Raw genomic sequence first — 15,915 nt, 5'->3', positions numbered from 1 at the left:
CGAACCGAACCGGTTCTCGACAATTCACGTTTCAGGAGACAACCATGGCTAAGCACCCCGTCGTCGTTTATGGCGCAAGCGGTTACACCGGCATGTTGATCATGGACTGGCTGATCGACCAGAACATCCCGTTCACGGCGGTCGCGCGCAATGCGGGCCGCGCGAAGGAAATGATGGCGCAGCGCGTCGTGCGGCTCGAATCCGCGCAATACGAAATCATCGAGGCGGAGCACGACGTCGATGCGCTCGTGAAGGCTTTCCGCGGGGCGAAGGTGGTGTGCAACACGGTCGGGCCGTTCTCGAGCTTCGGGCTCGTCGGCGTCGAGGCCGCGCTGAAGGCCGGCTGTCACCACCTCGATACGACCGGCGAACAGTCGTATATCCGTGCGGTGCGCGACGAATTCGGTGAGCAGTATCGCCAGGCCGGCCTGCTGGTGTCGTCGTCGAACGCGTACATGTACACGTTCGCCGAGATCGCCGCCGAGCTCGCGCTCGAAACGCCGGGCATCGATGCGCTGGAGACGGCCACGCTGACGCGCGGCCCGCGCGGCGCGGCCGGCGTGAGCATCGGCTCGACCGCGACGATCTTCGACGGCGCGCGCCACGAGTCCTGCTACCTGTGGGAGAAGGCGCTCGTGCCGCACGCCGCGGACGCGTCGTTCACCGTCGCGACGCCGGAGCTGATGCAGCCGGTGTTCTGCCTGCCGTGGGGCGGCACGTCGCTGCCCGTCTATTTCGAGCACGATGCGCGCGTGCGCAGCTGCATCTCGTGCGTGGGCTTCTACGACAACAACGTGATGAAGCTGGTGCACCAGTTCGGACAGAAGTGGGAAGCCGAATACAAGCACCTGCCGCGTGAACAGCAGGACGAAGTGCTGAAGCAGGTCGTCGCGTCGACCACGCCGACGATGCCGCCGCGCGAGCGCACGACGATCCAGCGCAGCGTCGATGTCGCGATCGGCCGCGGCCAGCTCGCGGCGGTGCGCGCGACCGTGCACGGCGTCACGCCGTACATCTCGACGGGCGCGATTCACGCGGCCGGCGTGCTCAAGCTGCTCGACGGCGATACCGCGCGCACCGGCTTCGCGTCCGGCTCGAAGGCATTCGGCCATCGCTACCTGCTCGGCTTCCTCGAACAGCGCGGGCTCGCGCGCGCGACGGTCACGCAACTGTGACGGCCGCCGCCGCACCGGACCAGACCCAACGGAACTTGTGACATGGCCATTATCGATTTCTACGACCGCGGCTGGCGGCTCAATCCCGACGGCATCGCGTACATCCAGGACGATCGCAACTACACGTTCCAGGAGATCGGCGAGTTGTCGTGCCGCATCGCCAACGGCTTGCTCGCCGCCGGCTTCGCGAAGGAGGCGAAGGCGGCGGTGTGGGCCGACAACGACGTGATCGGCTGGAGCTGCGCGCTCGGGATGTGGCGCGCCGGGCTCGCGTACATCCCGGTGAACGGCCGCAACGCGGTGGCCGAGAACCAGTACGTGCTCGATGCGTTCGACTGCGAAGTGCTGTTCTTCCATCAGGCATTCGCGGCCGCGATCGATGCGCTGCGGCCGAGCCTGCCGAAGATCCGGCTGTGGGTGTGCCTCGACGCCGACCTGCCGTGGGCACCGTCGCTGGCTTCGTGGAGCGAGCACCAGCCGGCGACGCCGCCGGCCGTCGATTACGCGATGGACGACGTCGTCGCGCTGTCGGCCACGGGCGGCACGACGGGCGCGCCGAAGGGCGTGATGAACACGCATCGTTCGCTGCAAACGTACTTCGCGCAATTCATGATCGCGATGACGTACGACGATGCGCGCCCCGTGAATCTCGCCGCGGCACCGATGACGCACACGGCCGGCATGATGTCGCTGCCGTGCACCGCGCGCGGCGGCACGGTGGTCGTGCTGCCGAAGCCGGACCCGGCGCTGCTGCTCGGTGCGATCGTCAAGCACCGCGTGACCGAGTTCTTCTTGCCGCCGACCGTGATCTACCGGCTGCTCGACATCCCCGGCATCGAGCAGGTCGACTTCTCGTCGCTGCGCTATTTCCTGTACGGCGCCGCGCCGATGTCGGTCGAGAAACTCAAGCGCGCGATCGACGTGTTCGGCCCGGTGATGACGGGCGGCTATGGGCAGACCGAGGCGCCCGCGTCGATCTCGTACCTGACGCCGGCCGAGCACTTTGTCGACGGCAAGCTCGCGTCCGACACACGGCTCGCGTCGGTCGGCCGCCCGAACCCGCTGGTGCGCGTCGAGATCGTCGGCGAGCGCGGCGAGCTGCTGAAGCAGGGCGAGACCGGCGAGATCTGCGTACGCGGCGACCTCGTGATGAAGGGCTACTACCGCGCGCCGGACAAGACGGCCGAGACGATCGTCGACGGCTGGCTGCACACCGGCGACATCGGCCATCTCGATCGCGACGGCTATCTGCACATCACCGACCGCAAGAAGGACATGATCATCAGCGGCGGCTTCAACGTCTATCCGAGCGAGATCGAGCAGGTGATCTGGGCGCATCCGGCCGTGCAGGATTGCGCGGTGATCGGCGTGCCCGACGACAAATGGGGCGAGGCCGTGAAGGCCGTGGTCGAACTCAATGCCGGGCAGCAGGTGAGCGCGGAAGAGCTCGTCGCGCTGTGCAAGGAGAAGCTCGGCTCGGTGAAGGCGCCCAAGAGCGTGGACTTCGTCGCGGCGCTGCCGCGCAGCACGGCCGGCAAGGTGCTGAAGAAGGACCTGCGCGAACAGTACTGGCAGGGTCAGCAACGCAGGATCTGAACCTGCTTCATATGGATTCCATACGATGAGCAACATCTACATCGCCGGTATCGCGATGACCGTGTTCGGCCGGCATCTCGACCGCAGCCTCGACGATCTGGCGAGAGAGGCGCTGCAACGCGCATTGCGGGACGCAGGTTGCCACGCCGATGCAATTCGCGCCGCGTTCTATGCGGGCATCACGAACGGCCCGCTGCAGGGGCAGTTGTCGATTCCCGGCCAGGTCGTGTTCAGCAAGATCGGCCTCGAAGGCATTCCGGTGTTCAACGTCGAGAACGCGTGCGCATCCGGCAGTACGGCCGTGCACCTCGCCGTGCGCGAACTGCAGTCGGGCGCGTGCGACGTCGCGCTCGCGCTCGGCGCGGAAAAGATGAACGTCGCGGACAAGGCGAAATCGTTCGCGCTGTTCGAGGCCGGCTGGGACGTGTCGCGTGTCGACGAGAATTTCGCGACGCTCGCTCGGCTCGGCGAAGGGATCGAGCCGCCGCCCGGCTCGGAGTCCGAGCGCCCGTACAGCCGCTTCATGAAGATCTACGCGGCGATGTGCCGGCACCACATGCACACGTACGGCACGACGCAGCGGCAGATCGCCGCCGTGTCGGCGAAGAACCACGGGCATTCGGTGCACAACCCGTATTCGCAGTTCCGCCAGCCGTTCACGATCGACGAGGTGCTGGCGGCCGCGCCGATCACGTACCCGATCACGCTGCCGATGTGCGCGCCGCTGTCGGACGGCGCGGCGGCCGCGATTCTATGCACGGAGGAAGGGCTGGAGCGCATCGGCGCCGATCGCAGCCGCTGCATCCGGATCGCCGCGAGCGTGATCCGCAGCTTCACGCGGCGTCGCATCGACGAGCCGCACAAGCACATCGGCCGGCTCGCCGCGTTGCAGGCCTACGAGCAGGCCGGCGTGGGGCCGGAGGACATGGACGTGGCCGAAGTGCACGACGCGTCGGCGATGGGCGAAATCATCCAGGCCGAGAACCTCGGCTTCGTGCCGCTCGGCGAAGGCGGTCCGGCCGCCGAGCGCGGCGAGTTCACGCTCGGCGGGCGCATCCCGATCAACACGTCGGGCGGCCTCGAATCGAAGGGCCATCCGCTCGGCGCGACCGGCATCGGGCAGTTGTACGAGCTGGTCACGCAGTTGCGCGGCGAAGCGGGTGCGCGGCAGGTGGACGGCGCGCGTCATGCGATCCAGGAAAACGGCGGCGGCTTGCAGGGCGTCGAAGAGGCCGCGTTGGCGATTCACATTCTCAGCAGGGACTGACGGAGGCGGACATGGGCGACGCACACGGCGCAATCGCGCTCGGGCAGGGAGCGCAGGCAGGGCAGACGACGCGACAGGCGTCGGGCGGGGTCGGCGCGGCGGCGTCGATGCAGGCGGCGGGCGCCGACGCGGCCGGGCCGCTCGCGCGCTGGGGCGAGGAAATGCGCGCCGACGCCGCGTTGCGGAAGTATCGTCCCGTCGGCGGCTGGATCGACGCGCCCGAGCGCGCGCAACCTGAGCTTGAAGGCGACATGCAGGCGGACGTGATCGTCGTCGGCGCAGGCTTCGCCGGTCTGTCCACCGCGCTGGAACTCGCGGCGCGCGGCGCGAGCGTCGTCGTGCTCGAACGCGAATTCGCGGGCTTCGGCGCGAGCGGGCGCAACGCCGGCTATCTCGCCGGCGGCCAGGGACTCGAATACGAGCTGTTTCTCAAGCGGGTCGGCCACGAACAGGCCAAGCGGATCGTCGGTTTCTACGACGAGGGCGTCACATACGTCGAACGCAAGCTCGTCGAATACGCGATCGACTGCGACTACCGTGCGTCGGGCATCATTCGCGCGGGCGTGCATCCGTCGCAGGAGAAGCGCCTGCGCGAAAGCATGGCCACCGGCATCGAACTCGGCTCGCCCGCGCAGTTTCTCGATGGCGCGGCGATGCGCGAACGCGGCATTCCGCCGGCCTTCCTGTTCGGCGCATACGTGCCGGGCGGCGGCACGCTCGATCCCGGCAAGTACGTGACGGGCTTGCGGCGCGCGGCGCTCGCGGCGGGCGTGAAGCTGTACGAGAACACCGCGCTGCTCGATTTCGACGCGGGCGAGACGGTGCGCGTGCGCACCGCACGCGGCAGCGCGAGTGCACCGGTGCTGGTGCTCGCGACCAATGCGTACACGCCGCAGCTCGGCCTGCTCGGCGACAAGGTGATGCCGCTGCGCGTGTCGGCGCTCGAAACCGAGCCGCTGTCCGACGCGCAGCTCGCGGCGCTCGGCTGGCCGAATCGCGAGGGCATCGTCACGCCGCACCTGACGATGGAGAGCCATCGCCTGACCGCGCGCAACACGTTGTTGCTGACGACCAAGCGGCTGCATTACGTGTATGGCTCGCAGACGCCGAACGTGCCGGACGACGACGCGTATCGCGCGCTGCTGAAGGCGCTGCACACGCGCTTTCCGCAACTCGGCAACGTGCCGGTGCGCGCATGCTGGAGCGGCTACATCTCGTTCGCGGGCGATGCGTTGCCGGTGGTCGGTGTGGCCGGCGCGCACGGCAACGTGTTCTACACGGCCGGGTGTTCGGGGCATGGCGTCGGCACGCAATCGCTGATCGGGCGCGTGCTGGCCGAGCGCATTCACGATGGGCGATCGCCGCTGCTCGACACGTTGACGCACAAGACGCCGTCGGTGCCGCCCGAGCCGCTGCGGTGGTGTGCGATGACCGCGATGCTCGGCGTCGCGAACCTGCTCGACGAACGCGTGAACCGCAAGGTGCGGCCGGTGTAGCGGCATGCGATCGTCGCGACACGCACACGTGGATCCGGCCGGGCCGCCTGACGCAGGGCGGCTCGATGGAAAATGCAGCGCGCATCGGGTATAGTCGTTGGCGCTCCGTAAGGCACGGAGCATCCATTCGACGAAGCCGAAACGCCCTCTTCACGACGAACACGATGACAGTGTCCAACGAGCCGCGCAGTACGAGAAAGCGGCGCACTTCGACTCCCACCGCCGCAGCCGGCAACACCGACGGCTTGCGGGCGCAGGGCCTGCGCACGCGCAACACGATCATTCGCGTCGCACGCAAGCTGTTGCTGGAAGGCGGGCCGCTGGAGTTCTCGCAGCGCGCGGTTGCGGCGGCGGCAGGGATCAGCGTCAGCAATCTGCAGTACTACTTCCCGACGCGCATCGCCGTGTTGCGGGCCGTCATCGAGCCGGTCATCCAGGCGTATCTCGACGACATGAAGCGCGCGATCAGCAGCGAAGCGTCGCCGCGCGACGTGTTCGAGGAGATCATGCAGCGCTCGGTCTCCGATGCGAAGGATGCCAAGTACAACGCACTATTCCGGCATTTGCTGTCGTTTGCGGCCACCGATCCCGAGTGTTTCAAACTCTATGACGAGTGGTACGCGACGCTGACGCGCGACCTCGCGCAACTGCTGCGCGCGGTCACTCCGGCGTTCAGCGCGGCCGACAGCCGGCATGCGGCGACGATGCTGATCGCACTGGCCGATGGCCTCGCGATGCAGTACGGCACCGGCCGGCAGACGCAGGCGCTCGATGCGCATTTCATCGCGACGTCGCGCGCGATCGCCTACGGCACACTGACGGCGCCCGCGGGCAAATAACGGCGCGATCCGCCGCCGCGGCCATGCGAACGGAGACAGGGGAATACCCTGTCTTTTTTTTGCTTCCAGTGTTTGTCATGATGACCTATGTTTGGTATGTATTACTAGATATGGGATGGCCGGGCGCGTCCGCTGCCGGGCCGACATGATTCGAGTCCAGGAGGAGAACGGAGATGATTCGTCTGAACAAGTCCGCGGCGCTGCCCGTGGTCGGCTTGACCGGCTTCGAGACGCCGCTGAGCGAAGAGGAAAGCGCAATCCAGCACACGGTTCATCGTTTTGCGCGCGACGTGCTGCGGCCGATCGGCCGCGAGCTCGACCGGATGACGGCGGAGGACGTGATCGCGCCGGGCTCGCCGTACTGGGCCGCGATCGTCGAGAGCGCGAAGCTCGGGCTCGATCCGCAACTGATCGCGCAGTTTCCGCCGGAGACTGCCGTGCGCATCGAGTCGCTGATCGGCGAGGAGCTCGGCTGGGGCGATTCGGGCCTCGCCGTGTCGATCGGCGCGGCCACGATGCCGCTGATGATGGCGCACACGGTTGGCAACGTCGAGCTGGTCGAGATGTGCGCGGGCAAGGTCGGCTGCTGGATGAACACGCAGCCCGATCGCGGCTCGGACGCGGCGATCCTGTATCGGCAGGAACTCGCCGGGAACGGCCGCCAGCCGGTCGGCAACGTGACCGCGAAGGTCGGCGTCGACGAGATCGTGATCAACGGGCAAAGCTCGGCGTGGATCTCGAACGGCTCGGTCGCGCAGGTTGCGCTCGCGTACATGGCGGCCGACTACGGCGACGGCTTCTACGGCGAAGGCGAGCGCAGCGCGTTCACGAACGGCATCGCGATGATCCTGCCGCTCGATCTGCCCGGCGTGTCGCGCGGCAAGCCGCTCGACAAGATCGGCCAGCGCTCGCTGCCGCAGGGCGAGATCTATTTCGACAACGTGAAGGTACCGAAGCGCTTCGCGGTCGCGCTGAAGGACGACTATCTCGGCAACCTTGCGTCGACGTGGTCGTATGCGGGCACGCACATGTGCCAGGTGTTCGTCGGCGCGGCGCGGGCCGCGTTCGAACTGGCGCTCGCGTATTGCCACGAGCGCAAGCAGGGCGGCGCGCTGCTGATTGATCACCAGATGACGCACCTGCGCATCGGCGAGATGCTGCGTCGGCTCGAGATGGCGCGCGCGATCGCGCGCCGCAGCCTCGCGTTCTCGCGGATGTCGCCGCAGAGTCATCCCTATGCGACCGCGCAGGCGAAGGTCAGCGTGACCGAGGAAGCGATGAAGATCACGCACGAGGCGTTCCAGCTGTTCGGCGGCAACGGCACCACGCGCGAATTCCCGATCGAGAAGCTGTTCCGCGACGTGCGTTCGGCGCTGATCGAGGACGGCGAGAACTACGTACTCGCGTCGCGCCTCGGCGTGCTGGCCGGACAGCTTTATCAGAATGGATGGGCGCGTGAGTAAGGCCGTCCGATAGGCCAGGGCGTGCGCCGGATCGGCAGGGGTACGCGTTGCCCATTGCAGGCATGCGCCGCATGCAGCGTCATCGTCTACGATCTTCGATTCAAACCGCCAGGATCTATACGAACGAAACAGCTCCCGGCGATGCGGCTTTGTCAATCATCGCTGGGAGTTGCGCAATTCAGGCGCCGACTAATCCACCTAGGAGTGCGTGACTACTCTTGTTCATGATGTTCGAGTGTGTCCGAAGCGCACAGTCTCGAGCGGCTCTACTGTCAACGAGAACGAAAAGGAAAACGCCCGCTCTGCGGGCGGGCGTTTGAAGAGTTGGGGCAGGAAACTTACTGCGGAACAACGTCCAAGCCAGTATGCCCCGCACCCTGTTTCTTGTCGCCGGCCCTAGACCGGCTGAAGCATAAGGGTAGCCGCAATTTTACGGACTCACAACAGGTGCCCACTGCCTTATCCTGCGGCGCCTGTCTCAAGCGACGTGATATAGCGGAGCAAGTCGTCTGTACGTCCCTCCGAAATTAGCTGTTCGGCAGTCTTGTAGTCAAAGGGTGGCAAGGGCTCATTGCGATACCAGAAGAGAGAGCTCGGCACGTCACCGGAGACGTCGGTTGCAGCACGGATGATCCGAAGTGCGTCCCGAAGGAACTTCTGCACACTCTCCGATCCTGACAGGCGGCCAATTGTGTTGCGATGTACATTGGCGAGCCGCGCCAGCGTCTGCATATCGATATGCAGAGCGGCCGCGAAACGCCTGGCCGAGATGATCGGATCGGGGCTGTCTGGATCTCGCATAGACGCCATGAATTGCATGAAATCGCTGGGCGGTGCCGAATTGCAGGTGATGTCGGATCCCATGAGCGCCGCCCTTTCTTGGGTTCCGTCGTGCGCGTAAGTCACTGATTTTAAAAAACATCTAGAGCGATCTGCGATCAAGGGCCAATTTTTCTGCAAATTTTATAGGGAAAGATCACCTTTTCTGCCGCTTTTCAGCAGCGAAATTCGCAGAAAAGATGGCCAAGTCCTTGATTTGCATGGACCGCAGAGGCCACCTTTTTTGCCAACCTACACACGCTTGTTGGAGCAACCGCCGAGTAGGAGGGGCGAAGATTGTGTTCCAGCGATGTAACAAATGGGTCACCAACTGGGCGGGCACTGTACGAGCGTTGCGCATCGAGCGCTGCAGGTGTGGCGCGGCTCGAAACTTGTGGTGTTTTCTGGGTAGCGAAAATTCAACGCTCTTGAATTTCAGTGACGGTTCGCCGATAACGCCGCACTCTTTGTCGAGTGCCTGCATGACGGCATATGCGGTATCGATCGACTGCATCCGGATATGGGGCTGCCGCCTTGGCGCCACGTGAACCGGGTCCTCGCGCCCAGCGGATATGCGATCGAACCGCCCGACCTGATCGTCGGGCTTATGGGTTCGGTCGTTGCTGTGCCCGAAAAGGTGCCGTCCCTCGATACCCAGGCCAACGAACTGATCCAGCGCTCGCTGGCCCAGTCGGGAGATCTGCTCAATTCATGCAAGCGGTGTAGCGGGAGTGATCTGTCCTCGGCGATGAAGTCATCAAGACATTCGGGACGCAACGTTACTTGCTTGCGGTCCTCGCCGTCGACAAAACGCCCCATCGTCGCCTCTCATCGGAACGGATTGATCCAGCCCAGGTGATCGAACGCGTTTCTACACAGTCTCGGCCAGTGGCTGCCACTGGCCGATCCTTCAATAGACCGCTCAATTGCGTCATCGAGATTCAGAAGCGGTCGCCGCGGACCCATCCCTCGTAGAACACATCATGAGCCGGCTGAAACCGGAATCGGCCAGATATCGCCAAGACTCGCTTGCGAGGGAGCATCGCCCAGCCATTGCATGAATTCGCCCACATGCCGCGCCCAAAGATCGGGACGAGTCATCGTGAAATGGCCCGGCGACGACGGTGTGCCCTGCTGCACCAGATACCGGCCATGCTGAAGCGTCGGCACAAGTCGCTCGAGAACGCGCAGGGTGTCAGGGTTGAATTCGTCGTCGGAGAAATTCAGGGCAAACAGCTTGGCCCGAATCCTGGAAAGCCCTGGCTCGGGATCGTAGTCAAACGATGACTTGAGCGAATAAAGAATGTCGTTCGCGTCGACATGCTCCGCCTGGAAGCGCACGGTCGCGAGAAACTTGCTTGCCGCCGCGCCGTCCGGAATTTCCTGCTGTAGCGCGGTCGCACTGTCGATCATCATTCGCAACACCCCGAAGCCTTGGACCCAGCCGCGGGGCGTTTGCGTGTACTCCCCGCTCTTCCAGTCGGGATCGGAGCGGATCGCGTCGATCACCATGCGCCGCCACAGCAGATTGCGGCCCGAGACCGTAATCGGTAGCGAGACCACGGGCATGACGCCGTCCATCATGTCGGGATATGTTTCCGCCCATTGCCAGGCGTTCATGCCGCCCATCGACATGCCGAGAATCGCATGAAGATGCTCGATGCCCAAGGTTTCGGTCACCAGCTTGTGCTGGAGATCGACGATGTCGCCGTAATCGTAGTTTGGAAATTTCGCCCTTAACCCGTCACTCGGTTTGCTCGACTGGCCGTGGCCCACGTTGTCGGGAAAAATCAGGTAGTAGCGATTCGCGTCGAGCGGACGTCCGCGGTCGAACAGGGCTTTTGTGTAAGTCGGACTCAGCAGCGTTCGACTGTCCGCGCCGGTCCAGTGCAGGACCAGGACGGCGTTGTCAACGGCGCCATGGGCATTGCGATGCGGCGTGCCGAGCGTTGCGTAGTGGATCCGCAGCCGGGGCAGCGTCTCGCCATCCCGGAACCGGTAGTTGTCGAACCAGGCATCGGCCTCAACGGCCGTCGGATTCGCGCGCTGGTCCCACGGCGCCGTCGCTTCGCCGGCGGAGGCGGCCGACGGGATACCGGGCTGTGCCGACGCGGTGTCCTGAAACGTGGGGCCGCACAGCAGCAAGCCGAACAGCACGCTGGCTGCGGCACGGGTACGACGAAAGTTCACGATGATTTCCTTGTCCGATTGAAGAAGCGGTTTCGTACAGGGGGCACTAGCGCCGTTGCTTCGGCAAGCCTCACCGCACGTTCGAAAGGCTCGGGCGGCGGCGCAGCAGGTCGAACGCCATGATGTGGCTCGCTCCTGAAATTCCGACGCCGTAGAACGGGATCAATGCCATCGGCAGCGTCTGGATGCCGGACATGCGGGGATCATTGAGCAGGAAGTAGGTCAATCCCGTACCGACCGCCACGACGAAATCTGCGAACCCGAACAGATGAAAGATCAGATACCGGTTGCGCGTTTTCGGCAGCATGGTGACGCCGAACGCCATCAACCCCGCGATGAGGTCGCCCCAGCCGGCGTTCCTGACGAATGCTTCCGGCAGGAGATCGTGCGCCCCGTACCAGAAGAAGACCAGCGCGGCCGCAATTCGCCAGATATGAAACGCAGTCAGCGTTCTTAGCCCGATGGTCGCGATGTATGTGCGAAAGCTCCGGGACATCGAATAAACGACAACTGGCGCCACGATACCGAGGGCAATGAGGCAGGCGAGCCCCAGCGGGTAGACCGCTCGATAAACCCCCGCTTCGGCCGCCGCGGCAACGGCTAATCCCCAGACGATCAGCACACCCAGCAAGCCCGTCCCGCCGTTCTTCCGGATCTCGACGATCTGATTCATTTCCGAAGCCCATTAGGTTAACTAAACATTGATCGAATTCCCGGTATCTACTGGACGTGATGCCGTAGATTAAAGCGCGCCTTTTCTGCCGTCTTCGGACAGCTTCAGAAGCGGCACCGACTTGAACAGGGTTTCCGGCTGCACCCGCTCCCAGAGACTTCCTTTGCCTTGCTGCTGGCCACGCTCGTCTTCTCGTCGAAGCCATTGCTCGACGGTCCGGATGCGGTTCGGATGGATTTCGTCGAGTAGCGCGTAGTCGCGGCGGATGACGTCGTGCTTCCAGATGTTCCAGAATCCAGTGAAGTTGTCGCGGAAACTCATCGTGCTCTTGTCATTCGGGTCCGCGTTGTATCCGGCGGGCGAGCTCGCTACCATCTTGAGCGGGCCGTTCCAGTAGGTGTCCAGATCCGTGTCGATGTAGCGCGCCGGATGCCCCGTTACCCGTTCGAACGCCTCGGCCAGCTTCCCGTACGCGACATGCTCAATGGCGACCTGGAGATCCATGCCGTTCGCGCGCTCCGGGTGATCGAACAGCCAGCGCGCGTAGTAGCCGCAATCCTCAAGTGCGACATGCGGCACCGCACCGTTGCCGAGCGGCACGCGCCAGGTGACGACTCCGTCCTCGACGAAGGGCATCATCGGCGTCTTCGCCGAAATGGCCATCTCCATGTATGGCCCGGTGGTGAACACGGCCGCGCCCATGCGGTCCCGGTTCGTCTGGTTCTGGAACAGGATCCATTCGCCTACGCGGCCTTTGCCGTCGTAGTGGCCAGCACGAAAGCGCGAATCGTAGCCGGCCTGTTTGAGCGCGTAGTCGAGGTTGCCATACACGAAGAACTTGATGCCTTCTTCCAGCGCGATTTCGTAGCAACGCATCGCCCAGTAGATCTCCGTTTTCTCGCCGGTGTTGAACCCGTCCAGATTGACGTACGCACCGTCGCAGCCGCGAAAGCCTGCCCGCAGAACGGCTTCGTCGGCAAACGTGCCTTTCAGGATCGACACGTTGCCGAGTGCGAGCAGCGCCTTGGCGCGCCGGGAATCGGGATCTCGGCTCAACGCGCGAACGGAATACTTGCCGTCCGCGACGAGCGCGCTGATGACAGGCAGGCCCTGCGCGCCTGTACCACCGATGACGAAGATTCTGGAAGCGGCATGGGAAGGCATGATGGTTTCCTTGAGTTCGATGCTACGGACGCCCACCGACGATGCCGGTCAACAAGCGGGACACTCACTCTTATAATAAGAGTGAGTGTCCCGCAAGACAAGAACTTTTCGGCACTTGAACCGGGAAGGCGACGGGCTCTTGGGTGGAAACGTCCTGTCGACGTTTGCGCGACTCTTATAATGAGACTCACTCTCGGCGACGATCGCCGGGGCTAATCTGGGAAACGGCTCATGCGCTCGAAGGGTTTTGACGGAATGGTGTGCCCGATTGCCGGCGTCATGGCGGCGATCGGTGACCGATGGGGCTTGCTGATACTTCGCGACCTTGTCTGCGGGCTCAGCCGGTACGACGAGTTTCGCCAGTCGTCCGGCATAACCAACGCGACGCTCAGCGACCGGCTCAAGCATCTGGAGGCCAACGGCCTCGTTGAGCGTAGGCGCTATCAGGTGAATCCGGAGCGATTTGAATATCTCCTGACTCACAAGGGCTGGCAGATCGCCCCGGTGATGCCGGTACTCGCCCAGATTGGGGACAGTCTGGAAGTTTCCGGAGCTTCGGCGCCTCCGATGAAGTTCGTGAATCGAAAGACGGGAGCCGAGGTGCGGTGGAGCTTTATCGATCAGGAGACGGGGGAGCAGACCAACGCGGCGGATTTGGAGATCCAGGAAGGTCCCGGCGCGGACGAGCTGGTCCGCTGGCGCCTGTCGCACGGTAACCGGCGACGCCGAAAAGCAGATCCGCCAGGCGGACGATCGCCTGCTTGATGGTCGCCCGGGTTTCTCCGTCGAACTCCATCGGGTCCTTCTCGGACACCTCGTCAGGCAGCATGCTGCGCTGGCGATCCTGGCGAGCAGCGCATCCTCGGCCCTCGCCGAGTGTTTCGCTTGATCAGCTCGACATCTCGTGATGCCCGACGACCTCGCCAGTTAGGCGTGCAGGCGCTGATCGAAACTGGCGAGGCCGTGTCGATTGATAACCTCCTTGCATCAATTCTTCCAAAAATCGCACTTATCGTTTGATCGACGTCGAGCGAACATTCCGGAAAACCACAATCGACCCGCCCCGCATATTTCCGGATTTTCAGGAGACACCTCGATGCACCCCTCGTCCAGCCTTCCGGCCGAACGTTCGAAGGCCGCCGCGATCTTTCGCGTCACGGCCGGCAATTTTCTCGAGCAGTTCGACTTCTTCCTGTTCGGCTTCTACGCCACGCAGATCGCCAATGTCTTCTTCCCTGCGCAAAGCGAGTTCGCTTCGTTGATGATGACCTTCGCCGTGTTCGGCGCCGGCTTCCTGATGCGGCCGCTGGGCGCAATCGTGCTGGGCGCGTACATCGACGAGGTAGGCCGCCGCAAGGGCCTGATCGTCACGCTGTCCATCATGGCGAGCGGCACCATCCTGATTGCGTTCGTGCCGGGCTACGCGTCGATCGGGCTGCTGGCGCCCGTGCTCGTACTGATCGGGCGGCTGCTGCAGGGCTTCTCCGCAGGCGCCGAGCTGGGTGGTGTATCGGTCTATCTCGCCGAGCTGGCAACGCCCGGCCGCAAGGGCTTCTTCACCAGCTGGCAATCGGCCAGCCAGCAGGTTGCGATCGTCATCGCGGCGGGCCTCGGCTTTGCGCTCAATCAGTGGCTGAGCGCATCGCAGATCGCCACCTGGGGATGGCGCGTGCCGTTCTTCGTCGGCTGCATGATCGTGCCGTTCATCTTCATGCTGCGCCGCAACCTGGAGGAAACCCAGGAGTTCAAGGCGCGCAAGCATCGCCCGGGCATGAAGGAAGTGTTCGGCACGCTGGTTCAGAACTGGGGCGTCGTGGTCGCCGGCATGATGCTGGTCGCGATGACCACCACGAGCTTCTATCTGATCACCGTCTACGCACCGACCTTCGGCAAGACGGTGCTGCATCTGAGCACCGCCGACAGCCTGCTCGTGACGCTCTGCGTCGGCGTGTCGAACTTCGTGTGGCTGCCGATCGGCGGTGCGCTGTCCGATCGGTTCGGCCGTCGGCCGCTGCTGGTCGGCATGACGATGCTTACCGTCCTGACCGCCTATCCGGCGCTGTCGTTCCTCGCTCACGCGCCGTCGTTCGCCAACATGCTGCTCGTCCTGCTCTGGCTCTCGTTCATGTACGGGATCTATAACGGTGCGATGGTCGTCGCGCTCACCGAAGTGATGCCGGTGCAGGTGCGTGTCGCGGGCTTCTCGCTCGCCTACAGCCTCGCGACGGCCGTGTTCGGCGGCTTCACGCCGGCCATCTCGACCGGGCTCATTCACATGACGGGCGACAAGGCCGCACCCGGCTACTGGATGAGCTTCGCCGCGGTGTGCGCGCTGCTTGCGACGTTCGCGCTCTACCGTCACCGCACGGCGACGCTCACGCCGGCGCATTGATAGCCCATCCGAAACTTCACCCCCACACACGAATTCGCATGACCACGACCATGAGAAATCAGCTCCTGAAATTTTGCGCGACCGCGCTCGTCGCCAGCGCGGCGTTTGCGGCCAACGTGCAGGCGGCCGAGCTCCACGTGATGAGCTCGGGTGGCTTCACGGCCGCCTATAAACTGCTCGGCCCGCGGTTCGCGTCCACGACCGGCAATACGCTCGACACCGCGCTCGGCCCGTCGATGGGCAAGTCGCCCGAAGCGATTCCGAACCGGCTCGCGCGCGGCGAGCCCGCCGACGCCGTCATCATGGTCGGTTACGCGCTGGACGAACTGATCAAGCAAGGCAAGGTCATCCCGGGATCCCGCGTCGAGCTGGCCGATTCGCGCATCGGCATGGTCGTGCGCGACGGCGCGGCAAAACCCGACATCAGCACCACCGAAGGTCTCAAGCAGGTGCTGCTGCACGCGAAGTCGATCGCCTACTCGGACAGCGCGAGCGGCGTGTATATCGAACGCGAGTTGTTCAAGAAACTCGGCATCGAGGAGCAGGTGAAGTCCAAGGCGAAGATGATCCCGCGGATTCCGGTGGCTTCTGTCGTCGCGAACGGCGACTACGAAATCGGCTTCCAGCAGGTCAGCGAGCTGCTGCCCGTCCACGGTGCGACCTTCGTCGGCAAGATTCCCGAATCGCTGCAGTCCGTCACGCGCTTCGCTGCCGGCATCCCCGTCGGCGCGCAGCATCCGAAGGAAGCGAAGGCGCTGCTCGATTATCTTGCGTCGCCCGACGTGCAGGCTGACGTGAAAACAACCGGACTGGATGCCGTCCCCGCGCATTGAGTCCGACC

The 15,915-nt window shown here is 64.2% G+C and carries 13 protein-coding genes; 9 read left to right on the top strand and 4 right to left on the bottom strand.

The genetic code is table 11. The features are described from left to right. The first annotated feature begins 44 nt into the window (after nucleotides 1-44). From ABIC51_RS01620 to ABIC51_RS01595, 6 genes are all read left to right on the top strand, one after another. Entirely contained in the window at nucleotides 45-1,175 is a 1,131-nt protein-coding gene (locus tag ABIC51_RS01620; RefSeq protein WP_027790166.1) for a saccharopine dehydrogenase family protein, read from the top strand. Nucleotides 1,176-1,217: 42 nt separating this feature from the next. Then, nucleotides 1,218-2,771: a class I adenylate-forming enzyme family protein gene (locus ABIC51_RS01615; RefSeq protein WP_175898529.1), complete on the top strand. Its 1,554-nt coding sequence runs from the start codon at nucleotides 1,218-1,220 to the stop codon at nucleotides 2,769-2,771. Between the two features lie 25 nt (nucleotides 2,772-2,796). After that, on the top strand, nucleotides 2,797-4,038 hold the full coding sequence (locus ABIC51_RS01610; protein WP_146254257.1) for a thiolase family protein: 1,242 nt from the start codon (nucleotides 2,797-2,799) through the stop codon (nucleotides 4,036-4,038). A gap of 11 nt (nucleotides 4,039-4,049) precedes the next feature. Further along, on the top strand, nucleotides 4,050-5,534 hold the full coding sequence (locus tag ABIC51_RS01605; protein WP_027790163.1) for an NAD(P)/FAD-dependent oxidoreductase: 1,485 nt from the start codon (nucleotides 4,050-4,052) through the stop codon (nucleotides 5,532-5,534). Nucleotides 5,535-5,698: 164 nt separating this feature from the next. Beyond that, the gene (locus ABIC51_RS01600) at nucleotides 5,699-6,373 is read left to right on the top strand and encodes a TetR/AcrR family transcriptional regulator (RefSeq protein ID WP_226128305.1); all 675 of its coding nucleotides are present in this window, start codon (nucleotides 5,699-5,701) and stop codon (nucleotides 6,371-6,373) included. 173 nt (nucleotides 6,374-6,546) lie between these two features. Continuing rightward, nucleotides 6,547-7,836 carry an acyl-CoA dehydrogenase family protein gene (locus tag ABIC51_RS01595; protein ID WP_175860493.1) on the top strand — a complete coding sequence of 430 codons (1,290 nt, stop codon included), beginning with the start codon at nucleotides 6,547-6,549 and terminating at the stop codon, nucleotides 7,834-7,836. Nucleotides 7,837-8,295: 459 nt separating this feature from the next. Here the strand turns inward: ABIC51_RS01595 and ABIC51_RS01590 are convergent, their stop codons facing one another. The 4 genes from ABIC51_RS01590 to ABIC51_RS01575 form a co-directional block, all read right to left on the bottom strand. Next, a complete protein-coding gene (locus ABIC51_RS01590; protein ID WP_146254256.1) occupies nucleotides 8,296-8,700 on the bottom strand; it encodes a DUF2384 domain-containing protein in 405 nt (134 codons plus the stop codon). 936 nt (nucleotides 8,701-9,636) lie between these two features. Continuing rightward, on the bottom strand, nucleotides 9,637-10,845 hold the full coding sequence (locus ABIC51_RS01585; RefSeq protein ID WP_226128303.1) for an alpha/beta fold hydrolase: 1,209 nt from the start codon (nucleotides 10,843-10,845) through the stop codon (nucleotides 9,637-9,639). A gap of 70 nt (nucleotides 10,846-10,915) precedes the next feature. Beyond that, nucleotides 10,916-11,518 (bottom strand): DUF8737 domain-containing protein, encoded by a 603-nt coding sequence (locus ABIC51_RS01580; protein WP_049098466.1) that lies wholly within the window; start codon nucleotides 11,516-11,518, stop codon nucleotides 10,916-10,918. A 69-nt stretch (nucleotides 11,519-11,587) separates the two neighbouring features. Next, nucleotides 11,588-12,682, bottom strand: a complete 1,095-nt coding sequence (locus ABIC51_RS01575; RefSeq protein ID WP_226128300.1) for an NmrA family NAD(P)-binding protein — start codon at nucleotides 12,680-12,682, stop codon at nucleotides 11,588-11,590. Between the two features lie 231 nt (nucleotides 12,683-12,913). Between ABIC51_RS01575 and ABIC51_RS01570 the strand changes: the two genes are divergently transcribed. From ABIC51_RS01570 to ABIC51_RS01560, 3 genes are all read left to right on the top strand, one after another. Then, the gene (locus ABIC51_RS01570) at nucleotides 12,914-13,447 is read left to right on the top strand and encodes a winged helix-turn-helix transcriptional regulator (protein ID WP_134255904.1); all 534 of its coding nucleotides are present in this window, start codon (nucleotides 12,914-12,916) and stop codon (nucleotides 13,445-13,447) included. Nucleotides 13,448-13,778: 331 nt separating this feature from the next. Then, a complete protein-coding gene (locus tag ABIC51_RS01565) occupies nucleotides 13,779-15,074 on the top strand; it encodes an MFS transporter (RefSeq protein WP_027790157.1) in 1,296 nt (431 codons plus the stop codon). Between the two features lie 50 nt (nucleotides 15,075-15,124). Then, a complete protein-coding gene (locus ABIC51_RS01560; protein ID WP_060083200.1) occupies nucleotides 15,125-15,907 on the top strand; it encodes a substrate-binding domain-containing protein in 783 nt (260 codons plus the stop codon). Nucleotides 15,908-15,915: the final 8 nt, after the last annotated feature.

This window comes from Burkholderia sp. 572 (assembly GCF_040545135.1).
Lineage (GTDB): Bacteria > Pseudomonadota > Gammaproteobacteria > Burkholderiales > Burkholderiaceae > Burkholderia > Burkholderia cepacia.
This window is presented reverse-complemented; position numbering and strand designations above follow the sequence as displayed.

Bases quoted from the DNA above. Each gene is read 5' to 3' on its own strand.
- ABIC51_RS01620 (WP_027790166.1), top strand. From the start codon at position 45: ATGGCTAAGCACCCCGTCGTCGTTTATGGCGCAAGCGGTTACACCGGC.
- ABIC51_RS01615 (WP_175898529.1), top strand. From the start codon at position 1,218: ATGGCCATTATCGATTTCTACGACCGCGGCTGGCGGCTCAATCCCGAC.
- ABIC51_RS01610 (WP_146254257.1), top strand. From the start codon at position 2,797: ATGAGCAACATCTACATCGCCGGTATCGCGATGACCGTGTTCGGCCGG.
- ABIC51_RS01605 (WP_027790163.1), top strand. From the start codon at position 4,050: ATGGGCGACGCACACGGCGCAATCGCGCTCGGGCAGGGAGCGCAGGCA.
- ABIC51_RS01600 (WP_226128305.1), top strand. From the start codon at position 5,699: ATGACAGTGTCCAACGAGCCGCGCAGTACGAGAAAGCGGCGCACTTCG.
- ABIC51_RS01595 (WP_175860493.1), top strand. From the start codon at position 6,547: ATGATTCGTCTGAACAAGTCCGCGGCGCTGCCCGTGGTCGGCTTGACC.
- ABIC51_RS01590 (WP_146254256.1), bottom strand. From the start codon at position 8,700: ATGGGATCCGACATCACCTGCAATTCGGCACCGCCCAGCGATTTCATG.
- ABIC51_RS01580 (WP_049098466.1), bottom strand. From the start codon at position 11,518: ATGAATCAGATCGTCGAGATCCGGAAGAACGGCGGGACGGGCTTGCTG.
- ABIC51_RS01575 (WP_226128300.1), bottom strand. From the start codon at position 12,682: ATGCCTTCCCATGCCGCTTCCAGAATCTTCGTCATCGGTGGTACAGGC.
- ABIC51_RS01570 (WP_134255904.1), top strand. From the start codon at position 12,914: ATGCGCTCGAAGGGTTTTGACGGAATGGTGTGCCCGATTGCCGGCGTC.
- ABIC51_RS01565 (WP_027790157.1), top strand. From the start codon at position 13,779: ATGCACCCCTCGTCCAGCCTTCCGGCCGAACGTTCGAAGGCCGCCGCG.
- ABIC51_RS01560 (WP_060083200.1), top strand. From the start codon at position 15,125: ATGAGAAATCAGCTCCTGAAATTTTGCGCGACCGCGCTCGTCGCCAGC.